Here is a 21,376-nt window from a genome sequence, read left to right on the forward strand (position 1 = left end):
CCGTGTTGCCCTCACCCGGACGCGGCGGGAACCCCCAGCTCCGCCCACACAGTCTTCCCGTCCTGCTTGAACCGAGTGCCCCAACGGTGGGCGAGCTGAGCGACAAGGAGCAACCCGCGCCCACCCTCATCGGTCGTGCGAGCGTGACGCAGACGTGGGGACGTGTTGGCAGCGTCGGAGACCTCACAGATCACCCCGGCGTCCTTCCAGATGAGGCGCAGGCTCAGGTCGGGTCCCGAGCCGTACCGGATTGCGTTGGTGACCAGTTCGCTCACGGTGAGTTTCACCTCGAACTCCAGCGACTCCAGCCGTCGTGCCCGCAGGCAATCGACGACGGCCGACCGGGCGAGAGCCACCGCCTCGGGATCGGAGGGCAGACACCAAGTGAAGACGCTGTCCGGTCCGAGCCCGTGGACCCGGGCAAGGAGCAGTGCGACATCATCCTCTGGGGAACCGTCGACGAGTGTCGTCAGGGCCCTCTCCCCCAGCGCGTCCAGCGACTGCCGGTGCCGGCTCAGTACCAATGCCAGCTTGTGCAGACCAGCCGTGGCGTCCCGTTCACGTGTCTCGATGAGACCGTCGGTGAACAGCGCCAGCACACTGCCGTCCTCGACCCCGACCTCTGCCGAGGTGAACGGCAGACCGCCGAGACCGAGCGGAGGCCCCGCCGGCAGATCGGGGAAGCGGACCGAGCCGTCCGGCGCCGCGATCGCCAGTGGCGGATGCCCGGCCCTGGCTATCGAGCAGGAGCGGCCGACGGGATCATAGATCGCGACGAGGCAGGTTGCCCCGATTCCGGCCGATTCCTGAGTTTCCTCGGTCGCGGACCCGGGCTCCAAGCCGATGATCAGGTCATCCAGGTGGGCGAGCACTTCGTCGGGCGGCAAGTCCAGATTGGCCAGGGTTCGTACCGCCGTGCGGTAGCGCCCCATGGAAGCCGCGGCATGGACTCCGTGGCCCACGACGTCTCCCACGACGAGCGCCGACCGAGCCCCCGAAAGCGGGATGACGTCGAACCAGTCGCCGCCTACGCCGTTGCTGGATTCGGCGGGGACGTAACAAGAGGCGACCTCGACGGTCGGGTCCACGGTGAGACGTCGAGGAAGGAGCTCACGCTGCAATGCGAGCGCTGTGGTGCGCTCGTGCGCGAAACGCAGCGCATTGTCGATATTGACCGCGGCGCGGCGCACCACCGCTTCGCACGTCACCAGGTCATCGTGATCGAAGGGCTCCTCGGGCCGCCTCACGAAGGTGGCGACGCCCAGTGGGCGATGCGGCACGCTGATCGGTACCACGATCACCGACGGTGCGAGCGCATCGTCGTGCGCGGGGCGGGAAGCACTCACCGCTCTCCAGGCTCCGGACTCCGCACCCACGCCCGGGCCTGTGTACGTGGCGTTGTCGACCAGGCACCTTCTGTACGGGGATGCCGGGCCGTGACCCTGCAGCGTGCCCGTGGGAGCAACTGGGCCGAGACCGCAGTCGGAGGCGGACCGCAGGCCGACCCTCCGCAGGACGAGAGGATCGCCGGATGGGGGCAGGAACGGCCGCCCCGCCTCCGGCACCACCTCCAGCAGATCGACCACGGCACGGTCGGCGAGCCGCGGCACCCCGATCTCGGCCAGCGCCTGCGCCGCGTCCGCGACATCCAACGTGCCCGTGTGCTCCCCCGCCTCGTTGAGCAGGGCAAGATGTTCGCGGGCCCGCCACCTGTCGTTGACGTCCACGATCACCATGCAGAGCCCCAGCGTTTGTTCGAAAGCGTCCTCCAGACGGAAGAACGACGCCGAGTAGGCGCGGTCGCGATAAGGGTGAGCAGGTGACCTCAGGAGGTACTCGTAGTCCAGTACCGGGTTCCCCGACTCGATCACGGAACGCATACTGTCCTCTACCGACAGCGAGAGGCTCTTGGGGAACTCACTGAGCTCTGAGAGCCGTTTCCCGGCCCGGCGCGCCGCCGGGATGCCGATGATCCGCTCCAGAGCACTATTGATCCACACGTTCCGCAGCTGAGGATCGGTCACCGATATACCTATCGGGGCATCGTTGAAAAAACGCTGCAGCGCGGGAAGACTCGCCTCCCACCACGATCGCTGACCGACCTCGACCAGCGCGATCAGGCGCGCAGCCTTGCCGTCACCGGACAGCGGCCAGGCAAAGACACCCAGGCGGCAGGGGCGGTCGTCCCCGCGGCGTCCCGCGGCGATCCCCATCCAGCCCTGCCGGACCCCGGCCGGCTCCGCCGCCGTTCCCAGCCGGTCGACATCCTCGCCCTCGGCGAGAAAGCGTGCCACCGGCTGGCCCAGCACTTCCCTGACCGGACAACCAAGGACGGCGCCCGTCTCCCCCGCGCAGCCGACAATCATGCCTTCCGCGTCCACAAGAGCGATCACGGTCCCATCCCCGGGAAAAGGCCGCGTGACCCTTTCCGGGGGGACCGGCGCGGCCGAGCTGCCCATGGCATCGACCCACTTCGGTAGGGGTGGTCCTCACCTGTGAGGACCGGGAATACCGGCGATGGACAGCACGCCGCCCACCTTCTCCCCACATGCGATGTCGAGGCCCGCTGCGCGGTGGCCGTCGCACCTCGTCGGGACGACCTCGGCGTGGTGGCCAGGGTCCCTCCTCGGGCCGGCCGGAGCGCTACGGGCCATGGAAGACGGGGTACCCAGGTCCGGTGCCACGCACTCTACGGAGGTGCTCGCCCAAGCCCTGCGGGAGAGCCAAGCCCACACCGGACGAGCTGACGACATCCACGCGCTGGTCCGGATCGGTTCCAGCATCGCCCTCGACCCTCAGCACACCGCCGCCACCAGGAGAAAGGAGCATCTCTCCGACAGGGGTCGCCGAACATGGATGATCTCTCCGTTCGGTTCCTCGGCGCACCGTGTTTCCATCGTGGCGAGCTGTGCTCCCCCCGCTCGCCGACCGCCGCACAGGTACAGCGACGGACGCAGGCACGCGGAACCACGCGCACCCGCCGGGCCCCGGGACGAGCCCGTCCAACCGTCGAGAGGACCGACCATGAGCGCCCCGGTCGTACGCGCGATCCTCCAGCACATCCCGGTGGATCGGGTGCTCACCGCTCCGGAGAGCGTCGAGAGCCTGAGCCACGATCAGGCGGAGGTGATGGCGATGCACCACCCGGTGAAGAAGGCCCTGGACCCGTACAGCGTGCTCAATCCCGGCAAGGTCCTTTCCTGACAGCTCTCGATCCCCGGCCAGGAATGCGCGGCCCCGGTCGTGCTGGGGCACCGGCTGCATGCCTTGTGCCCGTGCCACCCTCCCTTTCACATTTCAAATTCCGGGGCACAGCCCAAGAGCCGGGCCCTGTCGTGATCAACCTTCACCGTGCGGTCGGCGCACGCTGGATCCGCAAAGACTTTCAACCCTGGCAAGACCTTCCCGAACGGAGAATGAAACTCATGGCCTCCATCGCCGCAGACGACGGCATCCGTCTCCACTACACGGAGGCGGGCGATCCCTCTGGGCGGCCTGTCCTCCTGCTCGCCGGCTTCAAGGCGTCCGCGACGAGCTGGCTCTACCAAGTCGGTCCGCTCGCGGCAGCGGGGTACCGGGTACTCTCGGTCGACCTCCGCGGCCACGGGAAGGCTGACCGGCCCGAGTCGGGGGTCGACATGGCGCGCCGCGGACAGGATGTGCGGAACTTCCTGGACGCCTTCGATCTGCGCGACGTCTTGGCCGTCGGCGGCTCGATGGGCGGCAACACGATCTGGTCGTACGTCTCCCAGTACGGCGCCGACCGCATCGCGGGGATCGTCGTCGTCGACCAGACCCCGAAAATGCTGAACACCGCCGACTGGGCCCACGGCTTCTACGGCTACGACGAGTCGAACGTCGAGACGTACTTCGCGGAGCGCATCCCCGAGACCGGCCACGGCACCCCACTGTGGCGTCGTGGCATGCGACTGGTGCGCCTTCTCAGGGCGATGAAGGACGGCGAGCGCACGCTCACTCCGGGCGAGATCGCCCTTCTCAATGATCACGCGAAAGCCGATTGGCGGCCCGTGATCGCGGCTACCGATGTGCCGGTGCTCTTCGCGGCGGGAGCCGAAAGCGAGGTCTGGCCGTCGTCGCACGCTGCCGCTGCGGCATCTCTGGCGCCGCGGGGCTCGTCGATCGTCATCGCGGCCGCCGGCCACGGCGCCAACATCGAGCAGCCGAAAGCCTTCAACGAGGCTCTCCTCGACTTCGGGGACTTGCTCACGGCTTCCCGGTGAGAGGTCTTTCTCGGCCTCGGCGCATGGCTCACCCCGGCCAGGCATCTTGGAGCTTCCCTCTATGAAGCGAACAGCTTGGTGGACATCCTTCACCTCTGCATGCCCCTGCAGAGTGCGGATGATGTGGGACTTGGAGCGGCGCAGGTGAACGCAGCCTCTCCGTACATGCAGCCGACTCCCCCTGAGCAGTCACCGGCGCGAAGACGCCCGGGCACCGCGAACAGGAGAACTCCCCATGCGCGCGATCGCGCACTCATACTCCTTCCAGTCCCCACGCAGAAGCCTCGTCCACGCCACCGTGATGGCGTTGGTGTGTTGGTCCGCGCCAGTGGGCGGAATCGCTCACGCAACCGCCGCGGCATCGGACTGGGGCCCCCAGATCAGGACCGTCTCAAATCGCGCCGACCTCATCCATGGAGGTGACGCCCTTGTGGAGGTGCTTGTTCCACCGGCTCACGGCGGGCGCTTGCGCGTGGAACGCAACGGCACAGACATCAGCAGCCAATTCAACGAAGTGACCGGCGGCGTGGTGCGCAGCCTTGTGCGAGGACTGAAACCTGGCCCCAACACCCTGACCGCCTCGCTGCCCGGTAGTCGTACCGCAGTCCTCACCGTCACCAACTACCCCAGCACCGGACCGATCATCGCAGGCCCGCAAACTCTGCCATGGCAGTGCGCGACCGAGGCCAACGGGCTCGGCCGTCCCACGGACGCGGCGCACTGCCACGCGGCGGGCCGTACCGACCTCTTCTACCGCTCATCCGTGACCGGCCAGTTCGAGCCGTACGACCCTCTTCATCCTCCCCTCGATCTGGCGCACACAACGACGGACCAGGGCTTGTCCGTCCCCTTCGTCGTCCGCGTCGAGACCGGCACCCTGGACCGCGGCATCTACAAGACCGCCGCACTCTACGACCCTGCCCGGCACGGGGCACGTGCCCTGCGCGCCTTCAACGGCAAGGTCTTGTATCCGTTCGTCGGCGGCTGCGCACCGCGGCACGTACAAGGCAGTCCAGCGAATGTTCTCGGTGACGGCGCCGTTCAGGGGGTGGTCACGGGGACCAGTAACGCGGACTACGCGCTGTCGAAAGGCTTCGCCGTCATCACCTCCAGCAACAACTACCTGAACGAACAGTGCAACCCCACCGTGTCGGCAGAGACGGTGATGATGCTCAAAGAACACATCATCGAAGAAGCAGGCCGTCCGATCCGATACACCATCGGACAGGGGTGCTCCGGTGGCTCCATACAACTGTTCACGCTGGCAGCGGGCCGACCCGGTCTTCTGGACGGACTGTTGCCGATGTGCAGCTTCACCGACCTGGCGCAAGTCACGCAGGAGGCACAGGACTGCACACTGATGAATCGCGCCTTCAACACCGCGCCCGGCCTGTGGGCTGACATTTCACAACGCAACGCTGTGCAAGGCTACGTCTCGCCCACACCATGCAGCGCCTTCTACGACGGCAACGTCGAGACACTGGGACAGCCCGGCTTCGACAGGATCGCCTTTGATCCCGACTACGCCCCGGGCTGTGGACTGCCCCAGGATCTCGTGTACGACCGAGTGGAGCGTCCCCACGGCACACGATGCACTCTTCAGGACTACAACGCGTCCGTCCTCGGCCGGCGCGCGAAAGATGGGTTCGCCGGCAGCCCTTACGACAACGTGGGGGTTCAGTACGGTCTCAAGGACCTCCGGTCGGGGAGGATCAGCGCTGCACAGTTCGTCGACCTGAACGCACGCATCGGGAGCTACGACCTCGACTGGAACTGGCAACCACAGCGATCAGTTGCCGCCTCCCGCACCCTGGCCAACGCCTACCGTTCCGGGTGGGCCGTGTCCGCGCACAAGCTCGCCGATGTCCCCATAATCGACCTGCGCGGCAGCGACACCCTCACGAACCACACCGACGTTCACAGTTACAGCATCCGCGCGCGGCTCGACCGCGACGCCGGTGGCCACGGCAACGTCATCATCTGGACCGGCCAGCCGCCTGTCTTCAACGACCCAGTGGCCAACAGGAAAGCGTTCATCCTGATGGACCGCTGGCTCGCAGGAATCGAAGCCGACCGTCATGGCCTTCCGCAAGCCCGGAAGGCCTTCCTGCACAAACCGTCGGCAGCCGTGGACGCCTGTTGGCTCGCCGGCAAGAAGACGACCGACATGAGTCTGTGCCGCAACCTCTTCCCGTACCACTCGGACCCACGAATCGAGGCGGGCGCCCCGCTCACGGATGACATCCTCAAATGCCAACTGAGGCCGCTCGGCCGGCGTCTCTACCCCGTGACCTTCACCAGTCAGCAGTGGTCCCGCCTGCAAGCGGCATTCCCTACAGGTGTGTGCAACATGTCCGAGCCGGGCCAGGGGCAGCAGCCTACGCGACCGTGGCTGACGTACTCCGACACACCTGGGGGCCGGCCCCTCGGTATGCCGCCGCACTCCACGCTTCACTGACAACGGCCGGCTGAACTCGTTCGGCAGTTGCCCGTACTTGGCGATCAGCCGTGTTCAGCGAGCGGTGTGCCGTGCCCATCGGTGATCAAGTGATGCTGTGAGCGGGCCCGTAACCAGTCGACTGGTTACGGGCCCGCTCACGGTCCGGCAGCGCCTTCCGGCCACCGAGACCACAACCACCCCTGCCGCCAGGGCAGTTGGGGGTCGGCCCGTTCCCGTGCGGCCCTCGGTAGCACCGAGTCGCCCCCTCCTCTGTCGCGGGCAGGGAAGCGGATCCATGGACAAAGGCTCCATGGTGCCGGCGTGGAAACGTGATTCCTCTCCGTTCAATACGGCCTATCGGCGTGTTGTCATCTCTCCACGCAAACGCGGCTTGGATCGATAGGAGCGTCCATATGATTCGACTAGTTTTTCGACGCTTTTTGTGGTCCATCCCGTCATTGGGAATCGTTTCGGCACTGACTTTCGTATTGGCCTGGCTGGCGCCCGGGGATGCCGCCCGCGTGATTCTCGGCACGAACACGAATCCCGACGCGTACAACCAGCTGCGTTCCCAGCTCGGCCTGGACCGCCCGCTGTGGTCTCAGTACAGCCACTGGCTGAGCAACGCGGTCCACGGTGACCTGGGCAACTCTCTGTTCACTGGCGGTGATGTGAGGGAGATTCTCGGTTCTCGACTCACCGTCAGTCTCACACTGGTCCTGGGCGCCACAGCCATCGCCGCGACCGTCGGTGTACTGCTCGGTCTGCTGGCCGCGCTCAGAGGCGGCAGGTCGGCTCGCGCGGCCGACAGCGTCGCCTTGGTGGCAATGAGCACCCCGACGTTCTGGCTCAGCCTTCTGCTGGTGCTGGTCTTCTCGGTGAAGCTGTCCTGGCTTCCCGCCACCGGCTACGTACCGTTCGACCGGGACCCGGGCGCATGGCTGAGGTCCCTGATATTGCCGACCTGTGCCCTCAGCCTGGGCGGCATAGCGACGATCGCCAAGCAGACCCGCGGCGCCGTGGTCGACGTCATGGGGCAGGAATACGTGCGGGCGCTGCGCGCCAACGGACTGCCCGGGCACCGCGTCATCCTGCGCCACTGCTTGAAGAACGCCGCAGCGTCTGTCGTCACGGTCGTGGGCATCGTGATGATAGGCCTCCTCGGCGGCACGATTCTCGTCGAGCAGGTCTTCGCCATGCCCGGGATGGGCCAGCTGACTGTCACCGCGACAACCCAGCACGACCTGCCGCTCCTTGTCGGAGCCGTCATCTACTACACGCTCATCGTCATCGCATCGAACCTCTTGACCGACATCGCCACCGCGTGGCTGAGCCCGAGGACTGAAGACTCATGACAGATGCCGCTGCCCGCGCCGACGCAGTCGGGGCACCCGTGTCGGACACCGCGCCCACGCCCCGTGTCTGGCACCGCATCGTGAGTCGGCCCGCAGCAGCCCTGGCCGCCCTCTGGCTGACGCTCATCACGGCCGGCTCTGCCGCAGCAACCTGGGTGGCTCCGTACGACCCTCTCGCCCAGGATCTGTCCGCCAGTTACTCGGGCCCCACCGGCCGGCATCCGCTGGGCACCGATCAACTCGGCCGGGACATCCTCAGCCGCATCCTCTACGGGGGACGCACCAGTCTGCTCGCCGTCGCGGAGGTCGTCTGCGTCTTCGTAGCCCTGGGGGTCGCGTTCGGCCTCGTCGCCGGCTACAAGGGAGGCCTTGTCGACCGCTGCATCATGCGTTGCTGCGACATCGTGATGGCCATCCCCCTGGTCGTCACCCTGCTGGTGGTACTGGCCATCTTCAGCCGCAACGAAACTGCCGCGATGCTCACGTTCGGCGTACTGGCATCCGCGGGACTCGCTCGCGTGGTGCGCGCCTGCACCAGGGCAGTTCGGTCGGACGACTACGTTCGGGCAGCGCTGATCGGAGGGCTCACACCGACGCAGGTGGTCCGCCGTCACATCCTGCCGCGAGTCACCGGGCCCGTTCTCATCCAGGCGGCGCTGCTGGCGGCGTCGGCCCTGCTGGTCGAGAGCGGCCTGAACTACCTGGGGCTGGGTGTGCAGCCGCCGAACCCCAGCTGGGGCGGCCTGGTCACCGACGCCTCGGTGGCGATCTACCAGCAGCCCTGGTTGCTGGTACCCAGCGGCCTGACCATCGTGCTGACAGCCCTTGCGTTCGGCATCATCGGTGACAGCGCCCGCGATGCCGCCTCCGACCGCAGTCGCATGGCCGCCGGCTCATGGCGGCAGATGACCACCAAAGTCCACAGCGGTGCGCCGGAGCCGGCTCCCAAGGACGACCGCAGGGCATCGGTCCTGCGTGTCGAGGGCCTGACCGTCCACGCCGCGGGCGGCGAGCTCGTAGAAGGTTTCGACCTGGACATCGAACCCGGGGAGATCGTCGGTCTGGTGGGCGAGTCCGGCTGCGGCAAGTCAACGGTCATTCTCTCTCTGATGCGGCTTCTGCCGCCCGGGGTCGAGATGACGGCCGACGCGTACACCCTGACCGGCAGCGACGCCCTCCACCTCACCGAACGCGGCATGGCACGGCTCCGTGGGCGTTCCATCGGCTACATCCCACAAGAGCCTGTGGCCGGACTCGATCCCGCGTTCACCGTGGGCTCGCAGCTGGTCGAACTCTCGCGGCATCACACCAGCGGCGGTCGACGCCAAGCCGTGGCGCACATCCGGGAGCTGCTGACACTCGTCCAACTGCCCGAGGTCGACAGGGTGATGAAGGCATACCCGCATGAGCTGTCCGGAGGCATGGCGCAGCGCGTGGCGATCGCCCGGGCGCTCATCGGCAACCCCCAGGTGCTCGTCGCCGACGAGCCGACGACAGCTCTCGACGTCAGCGTGCAGGCCGAAATCCTCGATCTCATCCTCAGCCTGCGGAACCAGCGGGGCATGGCCATCCTCATCGTCACCCACGACTGGGGTGTGGTCGCCGACATCTGCGACCGCGCCGTCGTCATGTATGCCGGTCAGACGGTCGAGGAAGGACCGGTGCGGGAGTTCTTCCAGCGCCCGCGCCATCCGTATTCGCGTGCTCTGCTCGACGCGTCCCCGTCCGTTTCCCGCTTCCGCGAGACGCTCCCCGCGATTCCCGGCACCGTGCCGACTCCCGGTGACCGGCCTTCGAGCTGTCACTTCGCCGCTCGGTGCCCGCGACGCCAGGACGAGTGCACGATCCAGCCCATCAGCTTGACCCGTACATCGAAGGAACGCGCTTATCGCTGCCTTCGTCCTGAACCGACCGTGGAGGCACTTGATGTCAGCGCTCGTTGAAGTCGAACGGCTCAGTGTTGAGTACGGCCGGCGCAGGAGGCACAAGCGAGCTCTCGACGACGTGAGCTTGGACGTGCGACCAGGTGAGGCGCTCGGCCTGATCGGCGAGTCCGGCAGTGGCAAGACCACCCTGGGCAAGACCCTGCTGGGACAGGTTCCGGTGGCCTCCGGTCGCGTCCTTTTCGACGGTGCCGACATCACTCGGCTCAGTGCCCGGGACCGGCGAGGACTGAGCCGGCGCATCCAGGTGGTCTTCCAGAACCCGTACTCGTCCCTCAACCCCCAGCGCACGATCGCCCAGTCCGTCGGAGAGACCCTGGCCACGCACACGGGGCTCACCCGCCAGGACGTACGACGACGAGTCCTGGAGATGCTCGAGCAAGTCGGGCTCTCCCTGGACGCGGCGGACAAGTTCCCCGCCGCGTTCTCGGGTGGCCAGCGACAGCGCATCGCGATCGCCCGGGCCCTGCTCCCCATGCCCGACCTGGTGATCTGCGACGAAGCGGTCAGCGCCCTGGACCTGTCCGTGCAGGCCCAGGTCCTCAACCTGCTGGCCGACCTGCAGGACCGACTCGGGCTGGCCTACCTGTTCATCACGCACGACCTCGCGGTCGTACGCCACTTCTGTCACCGCATGGCCGTACTCAAGAGCGGCCGGATCGTCGAGACGGGACAGACCGAAGCCGTGTGCGCGCAGCCCCGCCACGACTACACACGCACCCTGCTCGCTTCGGCACCGGTGGCCGACCCGGACGCGCAGGCAGCGGCACGGGCCCGGCGCCACAGCCTGGCACAGCGGACCATGGCCTGATAAGAGGAGAGAAGAAATGCCCCATAACACCCCTGCGCCGGCCCAGGCCCGCGCACGAGGACTCCGTTCTGCCGCAGCAGCCGTCGCTGTTCTGACGATGGCTCTGGCGGGCTGCGGTAAGGGTGGAGACGTTGCCGCCGCTTCCACCGGGACCCTTACCGTCGGCATCGGCGCCAAGCCGCAGAGCCTCAACCCCGGGAAGAACGGCAACGGCGGCCAGAACATCGTGCAGTGGCTGGCCTACGAGCCCTTGATCAGAATGAACTCCGACGGCTCCTACAGCCCTGGCCTGGCAACCAGGTGGGGGTACAGGGGAAGCGGCAACACCGCCTTCGAGATGACCATCAGGAGCAACGCCGAGTTCGCCGACGGAACGGCCGTGACGGCCAAGTCGGTCGCCGACACCCTGACGTACTACCTCAAGAACCCCGGCCCGCTGAGTCACTACATGGCGGGGATCACTTCCGTACGAGCCAAGGGCGACAGCACCGTCTCCGTCTCCCTCAGCCAGCCCAATCCCATCCTGCCGACCGTCTTCAGTCAGGTGGCCAACTGGGGTGACATCATCAGCCCGGCCGGCCTCGCCTCCCCCGGCAAGCTCTCCTCACAGATGTTCGGTGCCGGCGCCTACACGATGGACCCGGCTCAGACGGTCGACGGCGACCACTACACCTTCGTCAAGAACAAGAACTACTGGAACAAGGCCGCGGTCCACTACGACAAGGTGGTCGTCAAGGTTCTCCCCGACCCGAACACGGCTCTCCAGACGCTCCGCGGCAGTCAGATCCAGGTCGACATGAACGCCACGGGAACCCTCGCGCAGCAGGCCCGGTCGGCTGGGGCCCAGGCCGTCCAGGGGCCGGGGTTCGACCAGACGCTCTTCCTGGTCGACCGTGCCGGCCAGATCAACAAGCCACTGGGCAACCTCAAGGTGCGGCAGGCACTCAACTACGCGGTGGACCGGAAGGCGACAGCGAAGGCGCTCGGCGGGGCCTACGAGGCGACCTCGCAGATCGCCCCACGCGGCACCGACGGATACGACAAGGCTCTGGACGATCGCTACCCCTACGACCCGGCCAAGGCCAAGCGGCTTCTCGCCGAGGCCGGCTATCCCCACGGCTTCTCCATGAATGTGCTGTCGACCAGCCTCCTCGACATGGACACAGTGGCCCAGGCCCTCGCCCAGCAGTTCGCCCACATCGGCGTCAAGGTCAATATCAAGAGTGACGGAAACGACCTCAACAAGCTGATCGCGGACATGCTGAGCAAGAAGTTCCCTGTCGTGATGTTCAACACCGGCACGGACATGTTCACCAACGCGCTGCAGAACTTCGCGTCCCCGGTGTCTCCTCTGAACCCGTTCGCCAGCCGCGGCAAGGAGGTGACCAACGCGTTCACGACGCTGGCCCGGGCACAGGGGAGCCGGCAGCGGAGCGCCGCGGTCGGGCTCAACAAGGCTGTCGTCGACGACGCCTGGTTCGTCCCGGTCGCCGCAACGCCCACATACATCTTCACCAAGGGCATCGACCATGTGGGGACCATCGGCTCCGCGGGCGCCATCGATGTCCTGAAGTGGCGACCGGCGTCCTGAGCGCTCTCTGAGGTCTCCCGAACAGGCAACCGCCCCAAGGACGGCTACAGCTGTCCTTGGGGCGGTCGGCTTGCTGTCGGTCTTCTCCGCGCGGCGCCGCAACCCGGCGGCGCCGGGGCGGGTCAGTTCCCGGGCAGCGGGCCGTGGAGCTTCGCAGGGTCGTCCGCGAGCGCGGCCTTGACGAAGCGACTGGTGTCGTCGACCAGCACTTCGATGGCCCCGGCCTGCACGCCGTCGAGGCCGGCTCGTGCGACATCGACCGGATCGATCTTGAGGACGTCCCTCCCGGCCATCGCGTCGGTGTCCGCGGGACCGAGATGCACGCCCTGGACGAGAGTCTTCTGACCGGCGAGCTCCACGCGCACGCCGTTGGTCATGTTCCACCCGCGGCCTTGGCGACGGAGTAGGACCCCGATCCCTAACACGGACAGGACGTTCACGATCGCCCCCCCGTTCGAGGCGAGGTGCGGCGCGAAGGCGCGAATGACCCGCACGGTTACCCCCTCGCAGCTGCGGGCGGGCGAGTCCTACGCCCGTCCGGCCGGCGGCGAACACGAGGTCGTCAACGCCGGCGGCGAACATCGCCGGCTACCAGAGCGTCGGCTTCACAGCCCGCGACACGATCACCGTCGTCACCGGCCACATCGTCACCACCATGTGGCGGCCGGCGCGCTGACCCGAGGCCTCTCGCTGCCGAAGCGGTCTCATGGGTGAGCGGTACGCGGCGTGATCGCCTGGGCACCTCAGGACGTGCAGGTCACCGCGTGCATCGGCGCCGGGATCCCCGCCGCCGACCCGGCCCGCTTCAACTGGACGGGCGAGAGTCACTGTTCACCGCCGTCGTGGGTTGGTCGGTCGGCTACGGGTCCGAGGGCGGCGTTCCCCCTGGGCATGGCCGCTCTCGCCGCTCGTCAGGATCGCGTTCGCGACGACCTCGAAGAGGCGGTCGGCGCGGGGCGCGAGCGAGGGTTGATCGCCGAGCCAGGCGAGCATGGCGATCAGCGCGAAAAGATCGGCGCCGTCGATGTCGCCGCGTGCCACGTCTGCGGCCTGGGCGCGAGTGAGGAGCCGCGCACCGGCTGCGCGCAGGGTGACGCACGAGGCGTGGAGGGCGGATTCGGTGTCCTCGATGGCGGCTGCCATCAGCACGGTCACGCCCCGGAACTCGGTCGTCCACGCGACGCAGTCGCGTAGCCATGTGACGAGAGCCTCCTCGGGCGAGCTCGACGTCTCGAGCTCGCCCGCCTTTGCCGTCAGTTCGTCGAAGCTCGTGCGGAGCAGGGCGTCGAGCAGCGCCTCGCGCGTCGGGAAGTGCCGCAGCAGGGTCGCGAGCCCGACATCGGCCCTGCGCGCGATGTCGCGCATCGACACGTCGACGCCCTGCTCGGTGATGGCGGTGCCCGCTACTGCGAGCAGGTGGTCACGGTTCTTCCTGGCGTCGGCCCGCATCGGTCCCTCTTGACTATCCGGATCAGTGGTCCATATATTCGGATCAGTGGTCCATTTATGTGGATCGCTGATCCGAATGAGCGTATCCCGCGGCGCGGGCAGGAGAAAACGATGCCGACACACACGATGAAGGCAGTCCGGCTCCATGAGCACGGCGGCCCTGAGGTTCTCCGGTACGACGAGGTGCCGATTCCCGAGCCGGGTCCTGGCGAGGTGCTGGTTCGCGTCCACGCGGCAGGCGTCAACCCTCCGGACTGGTACCTGCGCGGCGGGCTGACCACCATGCCGGGCGAGCCGGAATCGACGGTCAGTCTGCCCGTGATTCCGGGAACGGACGTGTCGGGCGTCGTCGAGGCCGTCGCCGCGGACGTGGACGGCTTCTCCGCCGGTGACGAAGTCTTCGGTCTTCTGCGCTTTCCCAGCTTCCATGGGCGCACATACGCCGAGTACGTCGCCGCGCCCGCGTCGGACCTCGCACGCAAGCCGGCGGGCATCGACCACGTGCACGCCGCTGGGGCGCCCATGGCCGGCCTCACCGCCTGGCAGTTCCTGATCGAGCTCGGGCACGATCACCCCTCGCCCTTCCAGGAGGCACGGCATCGTCCGACGGCACTCGACGCCGACACGACGGTGCTCGTCAACGGTGCCGCGGGCGGCGTGGGGCACTTCGCGCTACAGCTGGCGAAGTGGAAGGGCGCACACGTCATCGCGGTGGCATCGGGCGCGCATGAATCGTTCCTGCGTGACCTCGGCGCCGACCAGTTCATCGACTACACCAAGAGTCGCCCTGAGGAACTCGTGCACGACGTCGACCTCGTTCTCGACACCGTCGGCGGCCCCGACAGCAAGCGGTTCCTGCGCACGCTCAAGCGCGGCGGCTCCCAGTTCCCCGTGCTGCCCGGGGACTTCGACGAAGAGGAGAACGCGAAGCTGGGCGTCACGGTCTCGAGCGCCCAGGTCCGCTCGAACGGCGCGCAGCTTGCCGAGCTGGGGCGCCTGCTCGACGCGGGCACGGTGCGGGTCGCGATCGACAGCGCGTTCGCGCTCGCGGATGCCCGAGCAGCGCACGAACGCGCCGCCCGCGGGCACATACAGGGCAAGATCGTACTCACGGTCGCCTAGGAACGAGCCGCTCCCCTACGCATACGCGGGCGCCGCCGGTAACGGCCGGCCGATCGCGGTCGGACGGCCGGTGACCGAGGTTCACCATGTCGTGCCGCTCCAGACGCGGCGGCGGACGCATCAGGCCGGCACAGGCCCGTGCCAACGGCAACCGGCGGCACGGGGGCGGGCCATGTCCTGGACTGCGGAGCGATCATGCCACCGTAGGCGCGGCGTTCCTCTCCGGTGCCGGCGTCAGCGGTGGTTCTGTCGCGCGCTGTGCTTCGGCGAGGGTTACGTCCGGGGCGAGTTCGGCCACGAGGACTTTGCCGTCGACGAGGTCGAACACGCCCAGGTCCGTGATGATCCGCTGGACCACTCCCTTGCCGGTGAGGGGCAGCGAGCAGTCGTTGACGATCTTGTAAGAGCCGTCCTTGGCCACGTGTTCCATCAACACGATGACCTTTTTGGCACCGTGGACCAGGTCCATGGCTCCGCCCATGCCCTTGACCATCTTGCCGGGGATCATCCAGTTCGCGATGTCCCCCGTGGCCGAGACCTGCATCGCGCCCAGGATCGCCGCGTCGATCTTCCCGCCGCGGATCATCCCGAAGCTGGTCGCGGAGTCGAAGAAGGAGGCCCCCCGCAGCACAGTCACGGTTTCCTTGCCCGCGTTGATGACGTCCGGGTCGACCTCGTCCTCGCTCGGGTACGGGCCCGTGCCGAGGATGCCGTTCTCGCTCTGCAGCACCAGTTCGACCTCGGCCGGCACGTAGTTGGGCACCAGCGTCGGCAGTCCGATGCCGAGGTTGACGTACATGCCGTCAGCCAGCTCGGCTGCGGCCCGTGCGGCCATCTGTTCCCGGTTCCAGCTCATGCCAAAGCCTCCGTTCGCACCGTCCGCTTCTCGATCCGCTTCTCCACGGCCTGTTCGGGGCTCAGAGCGACTACGCGGTGGACGTACACGCCGGGGGTATGTACCTGGTGCGGGGCGATCTCGCCCGGCTCCACCAGCTCCTCCACCTCGGCGATGGTGATGCCGCCGGACATGGCCGCCAGCGGATTGAAGTTGCGGGCGGAGTCCTTGTAGGCGAGATTGCCGTGCCGGTCGCCCTTCCAGGCCCTCACCAGGGCGTAGTCGGCTGTTATCGCCCGCTCGAGGACGTAGTCGGCACCGTCGAACAGAGCCGTCGGCTTGGGGGGACTCGCGATCTCCACGTTGCCGTCGAGGTCGTACTTCCATGGCAGGCCGCCTTCGGCGACCTGGGTCCCGACGCCCGAGGCGGTGTAGAAGGCGGGGATGCCGGAGCCGCCTGCGCGGAGCCGCTCGGCAAGCGTGCCCTGCGGGGTGAGCTCGACCTCCAGCTCACCGGCGAGGTAGTGCCGGGCGAACTCCTTGTTCTCCCCTACGTACGAGGCGACGATTCTGCGCAGTCGCCCGGCGCCGAGCAGCAGGCCGAGGCCCCACCCGTCGACGCCGGCGTTGTTGGAGACCGCCTCGATGTCACCGACCCCGGTCTCCAGGAGCGCCTGGATCAGCACCGCCGGGATGCCGCAGAGCCCGAAGCCGCCGAAGGCGATCGTGCTTCCCGGCGCGATGTCGGCGACCGCCTCGGCCGCTGACGCCCTGACCTTGTCCATCTCAGCCCTCCGTCTCAGGGGTCGCGGTGCCGCTCGAAGTGCCGGCGATCTCGAAGAGCCGTGCGCCCAGCGCCACCTGATCCCCCGTCCGCGCGCCGACGACGCTGACCGTGCCGTCGCACGGAGCCGTCAGTTTGACCTCCATCTTCATCGCCTCCATGACACCCAACACGTCGCCCTGGGCGACCCGGTCGGCCACCGAGACGCGCACGTCGATGACGGTGCCCGGCATCGGTGCCGCCACGGTGCCGTCACCGGCGGCCACGGCACCACCGGCCACCCGGTCGGGTGGGACGAGGACGTGCCGCTGGCCGTGGCAGACGACCTCGAGACCGGCGCCGTGCCGAGCGACGTACGCCGTCACTCCGCCCTCGCCCAGGTCGGCCACGATCCGCACCATGCCGTCATCGGCGGTGCGGGCGAGTTCGCGCACCGGCCGGCCGTCGACGGTGCCGGCCCCGACGTCGACCGGCACCGGCACGTCGAGCCGTATGCGGGCCACAGCGGCGTCCGCGGCGTTGCGGAAGCCGTCGCTCGCCCAAGGTCCGGTGGTTTCGGCCAGGCGGCGCGCTGCGACCCACGCCCCGAGTACACGCGCCGTCTCCTGCGGCGGGGCCTTCACCTCGTGGTGGTCGAGCCAGGCCGTGTCGATGACCGCGTCACGGAACTCGTCGGTGACCAGCAGCGCCCGCAGGAAGCCGGTGTTGGTGGTCAGTCCGAGGATGGCGGTGCGGTCGAGTGCGGCGACCAGTTTGCGCCGCGCCGTCTCACGATCGGGGCCGTGCGCGATGATCTTGGCCAGCATCGGGTCGTAGGCGGTGCTCACCACCTGGCCCGAGTCCAGCGCCTGGTCGACCCGGGCGATTTCCTCGGGCCACTGGACGAAGGAAGCCCGGCCGGCTTGGGGCAGGAAGCCGGCGAAGGCGTCCTCGGCGTAGATGCGCGCCTCGATCGCGTGGCCGATGCTCACGACGTCGCCCTGGGCCAGCGGCAACGGCTCCCCGGCGGCGGCGAGCAGCTGCAGCTCGACCAGGTCGAGGCCGGTGATCGCCTCGGTGACCGGGTGCTCCACCTGGAGGCGGGTGTTCATCTCCAGGAAGTAGAACTCCCCCGTCGCGATGTCGAGCAGGAACTCGACCGTGCCGGCTCCCACGTAACCGACCTCGCGGGCCAGGTCGACCGCCGCCGCGGTCAGGCGCGCCCGGGTGTCGGCGGGGATGGTGGGTGCCGGCGCCTCCTCGATCACCTTCTGGTGGCGCCGCTGTGTGGAGCAGTCTCGCTCCCACAGGTGCAGTACGGTGCCGTGGGTGTCGCCCATCACCTGCACCTCGAGGTGGCGGCCCGACTCTACGTACTTCTCGATCAGGAGTGTGTCGTCGCCGAAGGCGCCGGCGGCCTCGCGCCGGGCGGCCGCGACGGCCTCGGCGAACCCGTCGGCGGAGCGGACCACTCGCATACCCTTGCCGCCACCGCCGGCGGCGGCCTTCACCAGTATCGGGAAGGCGAAGCCGGTCGGGTCGTCGTCGAGGGAGTACGACGGCACCACGGGTACCCCGGCGGCCATCGCGACTTCGCGGGCGGCGTCCTTGCGACCCATGCGTTCCATGACCGCGGCGCTGGGCCCGGCCAGCCGCACCCCGGCGGTCTCGAGCGCGGTTGCGAAGGCGGCCCGCTCCGACAGGAAGCCGTAGCCGGGGTGGACCACGTCGGCAGCGGTGGCGCCCGCGGCCGCCACGACGGCGTCGATGTCGAGGTAGCTGGGTACCCGCACCGCCTCGTCGGCGGCCCGCACATGCGGGGCCGTGGCGTCGGTGTCCGTGTAGAGCGCGATGGTGCGCAGGCCGAGCCGGCGGGCGGTGCGGAAGATCCGCAGCGCGATCTCACCGCGGTTGGCGACCAGGACCGATGTCAGGGTGGACGACATGGTGATCACATCCTGAAGACGCCGTAGGACGGCGCGGGGATCGGGGCGTGAGCGGCGGTGGCGAGTGCCATGCCGAGGACACGGCGGGTGTCGGCGGGATCGATGATGCCGTCGTCCCACAGCCGGGCGGTGGAGTAGTAGGCCGAGCTCTTGCGCTCGTACTCGGCCCGGATCGGGGCCTTGAACGCCTCTTCCTTCTCCGGGGAGTCGAAGCCGCGCACGGTGGCCAGCACCGACGCGGCCTGCTCCCCGCCCATCACCGAGATGCGGGCGTTGGGCCACATCCACAGGAAGCGCGGGTCGTAGGCGCGCCCGCACATGCCGTAGTTGCCCGCGCCGTAGGAGCCGCCGATGACGACCGTGAACTTCGGCACCACCGAGCAGGCCACCGCGGTGACGAGCTTCGCGCCGTCCTTGGCGATGCCACGGTTCTCGTAGTCCTTGCCGACCATGAAGCCCGTGATGTTCTGCAGGAAGAGCAACGGGATGCCGCGCTGGTTGCACAGCTCCACGAAGTGGGCGCCCTTGAGTGCCGACTCGTTGAACAGGATGCCGTTGTTGGCCACGATGCCGACCGGGTAGCCATGGATGCGGGCGAAGCCGCACACCAGGGTGTCGCCGTAAAGGGCCTTGAACTCCTGCAGCCGCGAGCCGTCGACGATGCGCCGGATCACCTCGCGCACGTCGTACGGCGTGCGCGGATCGGTGGGCACGACGTCGTAGAGCGTCTGAGGATCCTCGAGCGGTTCCTCCACCGGCGCGGCGCGCAGCGAGCCGGCGTCGGGCCGCTCGAACGTCGCGACGATGGAGCGAACGGTCTCAAGGGCGTGCTCGTCGTCGTCGGCCAGGTGGTCGACGACACCGGACTTCGTGGCGTGCACCAGGCCGCCACCGAGCTCCTCGGCGGTGACGACCTCGCCGGTCGCCGCCTTCACCAGGGGCGGACCGCCGAGGAAGATCGTTCCCTGGTCGCGCACGATCACGGTCTCGTCCGACATCGCCGGCACGTAGGCGCCGCCGGCGGTGCACGAGCCCATGACCGCCGCGACCTGTGGCACCCCGCGGGCCGAGAGGTTGGCCTGGTTGAAGAAGATCCGGCCGAAGTGCTCACGATCGGGGAAGACTTCGTCCTGCAGCGGCAGGTTGGCTCCGCCGCTGTCCACCAGCGCGATGCAGGGCAGCAGGTTGTCCGCGGCGACCTGCTGAGCGCGCAGGTGCTTCTTCACCGTCATCGGGTAGTAGGAGCCGCCCTTTACCGTGGCGTCGTTGGCGATCACCAGGCACTCGCGGTTCTGCACCCGGCCGATGCCGGCCACGATGCCGGCCGAGGGCACCGTCCACGGGTCATCGCCGGTGCCGTACATCCCGTACGCCGCCAGGGGACTGAGCTCGAGGAACGGGCTGCCGGGGTCGAGCAGCCGGTCTATCCGGTCGCGCACCAGGAGCTTGCCGCGGGCCGTGTGCTTGGCACGGGCCGCCTCGCTGCCGCCCACCCGCACACGCGCCAGTCGTGCGCGCAACTCGGCGGTGAGGTCGCGCAGGTCCTCCATCAGCGGCCTCCTTTCTTGTCGTCGGTCAGGGCGGCAAGTCGGACGATCCGCTCCGCCTGTGCGTAGATCGGGCCATCGACCATCCGGCCCTCGAAGGTGGTGACCCCGCGTTCCCCGCCCACCTGGGCCAGGAGACGCTGCGCCCACTCGAGCCGCTCCGGGCTGGGGCGGTACGCGGAGCGGATCGCTGCCGTCTGGGTGGGGTGGATCGCCACCTTGGCGTCGAAGCCGCAGGCGACCGCGTCGTCGGCTTCGGCGCGCAGCCCGTCGAGGTCGGGGAAGTCCATGTACACCGAGTCGAGGGCGAGCCGGCCGGCCGTCTTCGCGGCGACCAACGACTGTGAGCGGGCATGCACGGCCACGTCGCGATAGCTGCCGTCGTCGCGTCGGCTGGCGAAGCCCCCGAGCCCGGCGATCAGGTCGTCGGCGCCCCACATCACGCCGATCACGTTGGCCTGCGTCGCCAGGTCGACGGCGTACGCCACTCCGCGCGGCGTCTCCAGCAGCACGATGACTTCGTGGTCCAGTGCCGCGACGGTGTCCGGGCGTTCGGCCTTGGCCAGCATGAGCCGGGGAAGCGCCAGCTCGGCGGCGAGGGCCAGGTCGGCCGGATGCTCGGGGGAATCGGCGGCGTTGACGCGTACGACGGTCCGGTCGCGATCGAAGGAGCCGTCGACGACCAGGCCGCGCAGCGCGTCCCGCGCGGCCGCCTTGCGGTCGGGGGCGATCGCGTCCTCCAGATCGAGGATCACTACGTCGGCGGCGGCCACGGCCTTCGCGTACCGCTCGGGTCGGTCGGCGGGGCAGAAGAGCCAGGCCGGTCCTGGCTCCCAGCGGTTCTCAGGCATCCGGCGCCATCCTCACCAGCGTGTTGCGGGTGGCCACCGCGACGACTTCGCCGTGCTGGTTCCGGGCGGTGTGGCCCATCGTCACCACGCCCTCGCCCGGCCTGCTGGAGGAGGGCCGCTTGTCCACGATCAGCGTCTCGGCGTAGATGGTGTCGCCGTGCCGCACCGGGGCGGGGAACTTCACCTCGGTAAAGCCCAGGTTCGCCACGATGGTGCCCTGGGTCAGCTGGGCCACTGAGAGCCCTACCAGGGTGGAGAGCGTCCACATCGAGTTGACGAGCCGCGCGTGGAAGGGCGGCTGGTCACCGCTCTCGTACGCATCGAGGTGGAGGGGCTGGGTGTTCATCGTCAGGGTGGTGAACACCACGTTGTCGGTCTCTGTGGCGGTGCGCCCGGGGCGGTGCTCGTATACGACACCGACCTCGAACTCCTCGAACCACAGACCCCGCTGGCGGATTCGCTTCTCACTCATCACTTGGTCT

Annotated in this window: 17 protein-coding genes; 8 read left to right on the forward strand and 9 right to left on the reverse strand. The window is 68.4% G+C overall.

The annotated features are described in order from the left end of the window. Positions 1 to 11: 11 nt before the first annotated feature. Positions 12 to 2,393, reverse strand: coding sequence for an ATP-binding SpoIIE family protein phosphatase (locus tag AC07CM_RS34755; RefSeq protein WP_478880459.1), 2,382 nt, complete (start codon positions 2,391 to 2,393; stop codon positions 12 to 14). Positions 2,394 to 3,024: 631 nt separating this feature from the next. Here AC07CM_RS34755 and AC07CM_RS34760 point away from each other — a divergent pair. From AC07CM_RS34760 to AC07CM_RS34790, 7 genes are all read left to right on the forward strand, one after another. Further along, positions 3,025 to 3,204 carry a hypothetical protein gene (locus tag AC07CM_RS34760; protein WP_478880460.1) on the forward strand — a complete coding sequence of 60 codons (180 nt, stop codon included), beginning with the start codon at positions 3,025 to 3,027 and terminating at the stop codon, positions 3,202 to 3,204. A gap of 71 nt (positions 3,205 to 3,275) precedes the next feature. Further along, entirely contained in the window at positions 3,276 to 4,241 is a 966-nt protein-coding gene (locus AC07CM_RS34765) for an alpha/beta fold hydrolase (RefSeq protein ID WP_478880461.1), read from the forward strand. Between the two features lie 301 nt (positions 4,242 to 4,542). Then, positions 4,543 to 6,699 (forward strand): DUF6351 family protein, encoded by a 2,157-nt coding sequence (locus tag AC07CM_RS34770; RefSeq protein WP_478880483.1) that lies wholly within the window; start codon positions 4,543 to 4,545, stop codon positions 6,697 to 6,699. 395 nt (positions 6,700 to 7,094) lie between these two features. Next, complete coding sequence (locus tag AC07CM_RS34775; protein WP_478880462.1) at positions 7,095 to 8,036, forward strand: ABC transporter permease; 942 nt, start codon at positions 7,095 to 7,097, stop codon at positions 8,034 to 8,036. Next, positions 8,033 to 9,979 carry a dipeptide/oligopeptide/nickel ABC transporter permease/ATP-binding protein gene (locus tag AC07CM_RS34780; protein WP_478880463.1) on the forward strand — a complete coding sequence of 649 codons (1,947 nt, stop codon included), beginning with the start codon at positions 8,033 to 8,035 and terminating at the stop codon, positions 9,977 to 9,979. Before AC07CM_RS34775 ends, AC07CM_RS34780 begins: the two co-directional genes overlap by 4 nt. Next, entirely contained in the window at positions 9,963 to 10,790 is an 828-nt protein-coding gene (locus AC07CM_RS34785) for an ATP-binding cassette domain-containing protein (RefSeq protein ID WP_478880464.1), read from the forward strand. The genes AC07CM_RS34780 and AC07CM_RS34785 overlap by 17 nt, the downstream gene beginning before the upstream one ends. A gap of 97 nt (positions 10,791 to 10,887) precedes the next feature. Further along, on the forward strand, positions 10,888 to 12,381 hold the full coding sequence (locus AC07CM_RS34790) for an ABC transporter substrate-binding protein (RefSeq protein WP_478880465.1): 1,494 nt from the start codon (positions 10,888 to 10,890) through the stop codon (positions 12,379 to 12,381). Between the two features lie 122 nt (positions 12,382 to 12,503). On the opposite strand, the gene AC07CM_RS34795 is transcribed toward AC07CM_RS34790, so the two are convergent. Together AC07CM_RS34795 and AC07CM_RS34800 are read right to left on the reverse strand one after the other, a co-directional pair. Further along, entirely contained in the window at positions 12,504 to 12,758 is a 255-nt protein-coding gene (locus AC07CM_RS34795) for a hypothetical protein (protein WP_478880466.1), read from the reverse strand. Positions 12,759 to 13,212: 454 nt separating this feature from the next. After that, positions 13,213 to 13,830, reverse strand: a complete 618-nt coding sequence (locus tag AC07CM_RS34800; protein ID WP_478880467.1) for a TetR/AcrR family transcriptional regulator — start codon at positions 13,828 to 13,830, stop codon at positions 13,213 to 13,215. 111 nt (positions 13,831 to 13,941) lie between these two features. On the opposite strand from AC07CM_RS34800, the gene AC07CM_RS34805 reads away from it, so the two are divergent. Further along, positions 13,942 to 14,952, forward strand: a complete 1,011-nt coding sequence (locus tag AC07CM_RS34805; protein WP_478880468.1) for an NADP-dependent oxidoreductase — start codon at positions 13,942 to 13,944, stop codon at positions 14,950 to 14,952. A gap of 193 nt (positions 14,953 to 15,145) precedes the next feature. Here AC07CM_RS34805 and AC07CM_RS34810 read toward each other — a convergent pair whose 3' ends face one another. Genes AC07CM_RS34810 through AC07CM_RS34835 form a run of 6 tightly spaced genes read right to left on the reverse strand, consistent with a single transcriptional unit; the run spans position 15,146 to position 21,366 of the window. After that, complete coding sequence (locus AC07CM_RS34810) at positions 15,146 to 15,808, reverse strand: 3-oxoacid CoA-transferase subunit B (protein WP_478880469.1); 663 nt, start codon at positions 15,806 to 15,808, stop codon at positions 15,146 to 15,148. After that, positions 15,805 to 16,572 carry a CoA transferase subunit A gene (locus tag AC07CM_RS34815; RefSeq protein ID WP_478880470.1) on the reverse strand — a complete coding sequence of 256 codons (768 nt, stop codon included), beginning with the start codon at positions 16,570 to 16,572 and terminating at the stop codon, positions 15,805 to 15,807. Before AC07CM_RS34815 ends, AC07CM_RS34810 begins: the two co-directional genes overlap by 4 nt. Position 16,573: 1 nt before the next feature. Beyond that, complete coding sequence (locus AC07CM_RS34820; RefSeq protein ID WP_478880471.1) at positions 16,574 to 18,496, reverse strand: acetyl/propionyl/methylcrotonyl-CoA carboxylase subunit alpha; 1,923 nt, start codon at positions 18,494 to 18,496, stop codon at positions 16,574 to 16,576. Positions 18,497 to 18,501: 5 nt separating this feature from the next. Continuing rightward, entirely contained in the window at positions 18,502 to 20,046 is a 1,545-nt protein-coding gene (locus tag AC07CM_RS34825; RefSeq protein ID WP_478880472.1) for a carboxyl transferase domain-containing protein, read from the reverse strand. Further along, positions 20,046 to 20,894 (reverse strand): HpcH/HpaI aldolase/citrate lyase family protein, encoded by an 849-nt coding sequence (locus AC07CM_RS34830; protein WP_478880473.1) that lies wholly within the window; start codon positions 20,892 to 20,894, stop codon positions 20,046 to 20,048. The genes AC07CM_RS34825 and AC07CM_RS34830 overlap by 1 nt, the downstream gene beginning before the upstream one ends. Further along, positions 20,887 to 21,366, reverse strand: coding sequence for a MaoC family dehydratase (locus AC07CM_RS34835; RefSeq protein ID WP_478880474.1), 480 nt, complete (start codon positions 21,364 to 21,366; stop codon positions 20,887 to 20,889). Before AC07CM_RS34835 ends, AC07CM_RS34830 begins: the two co-directional genes overlap by 8 nt. Between the last annotated feature and the right edge of the window lie 10 nt (positions 21,367 to 21,376).

Source organism: Streptomyces sp. NPDC044061 (assembly GCF_056434305.1).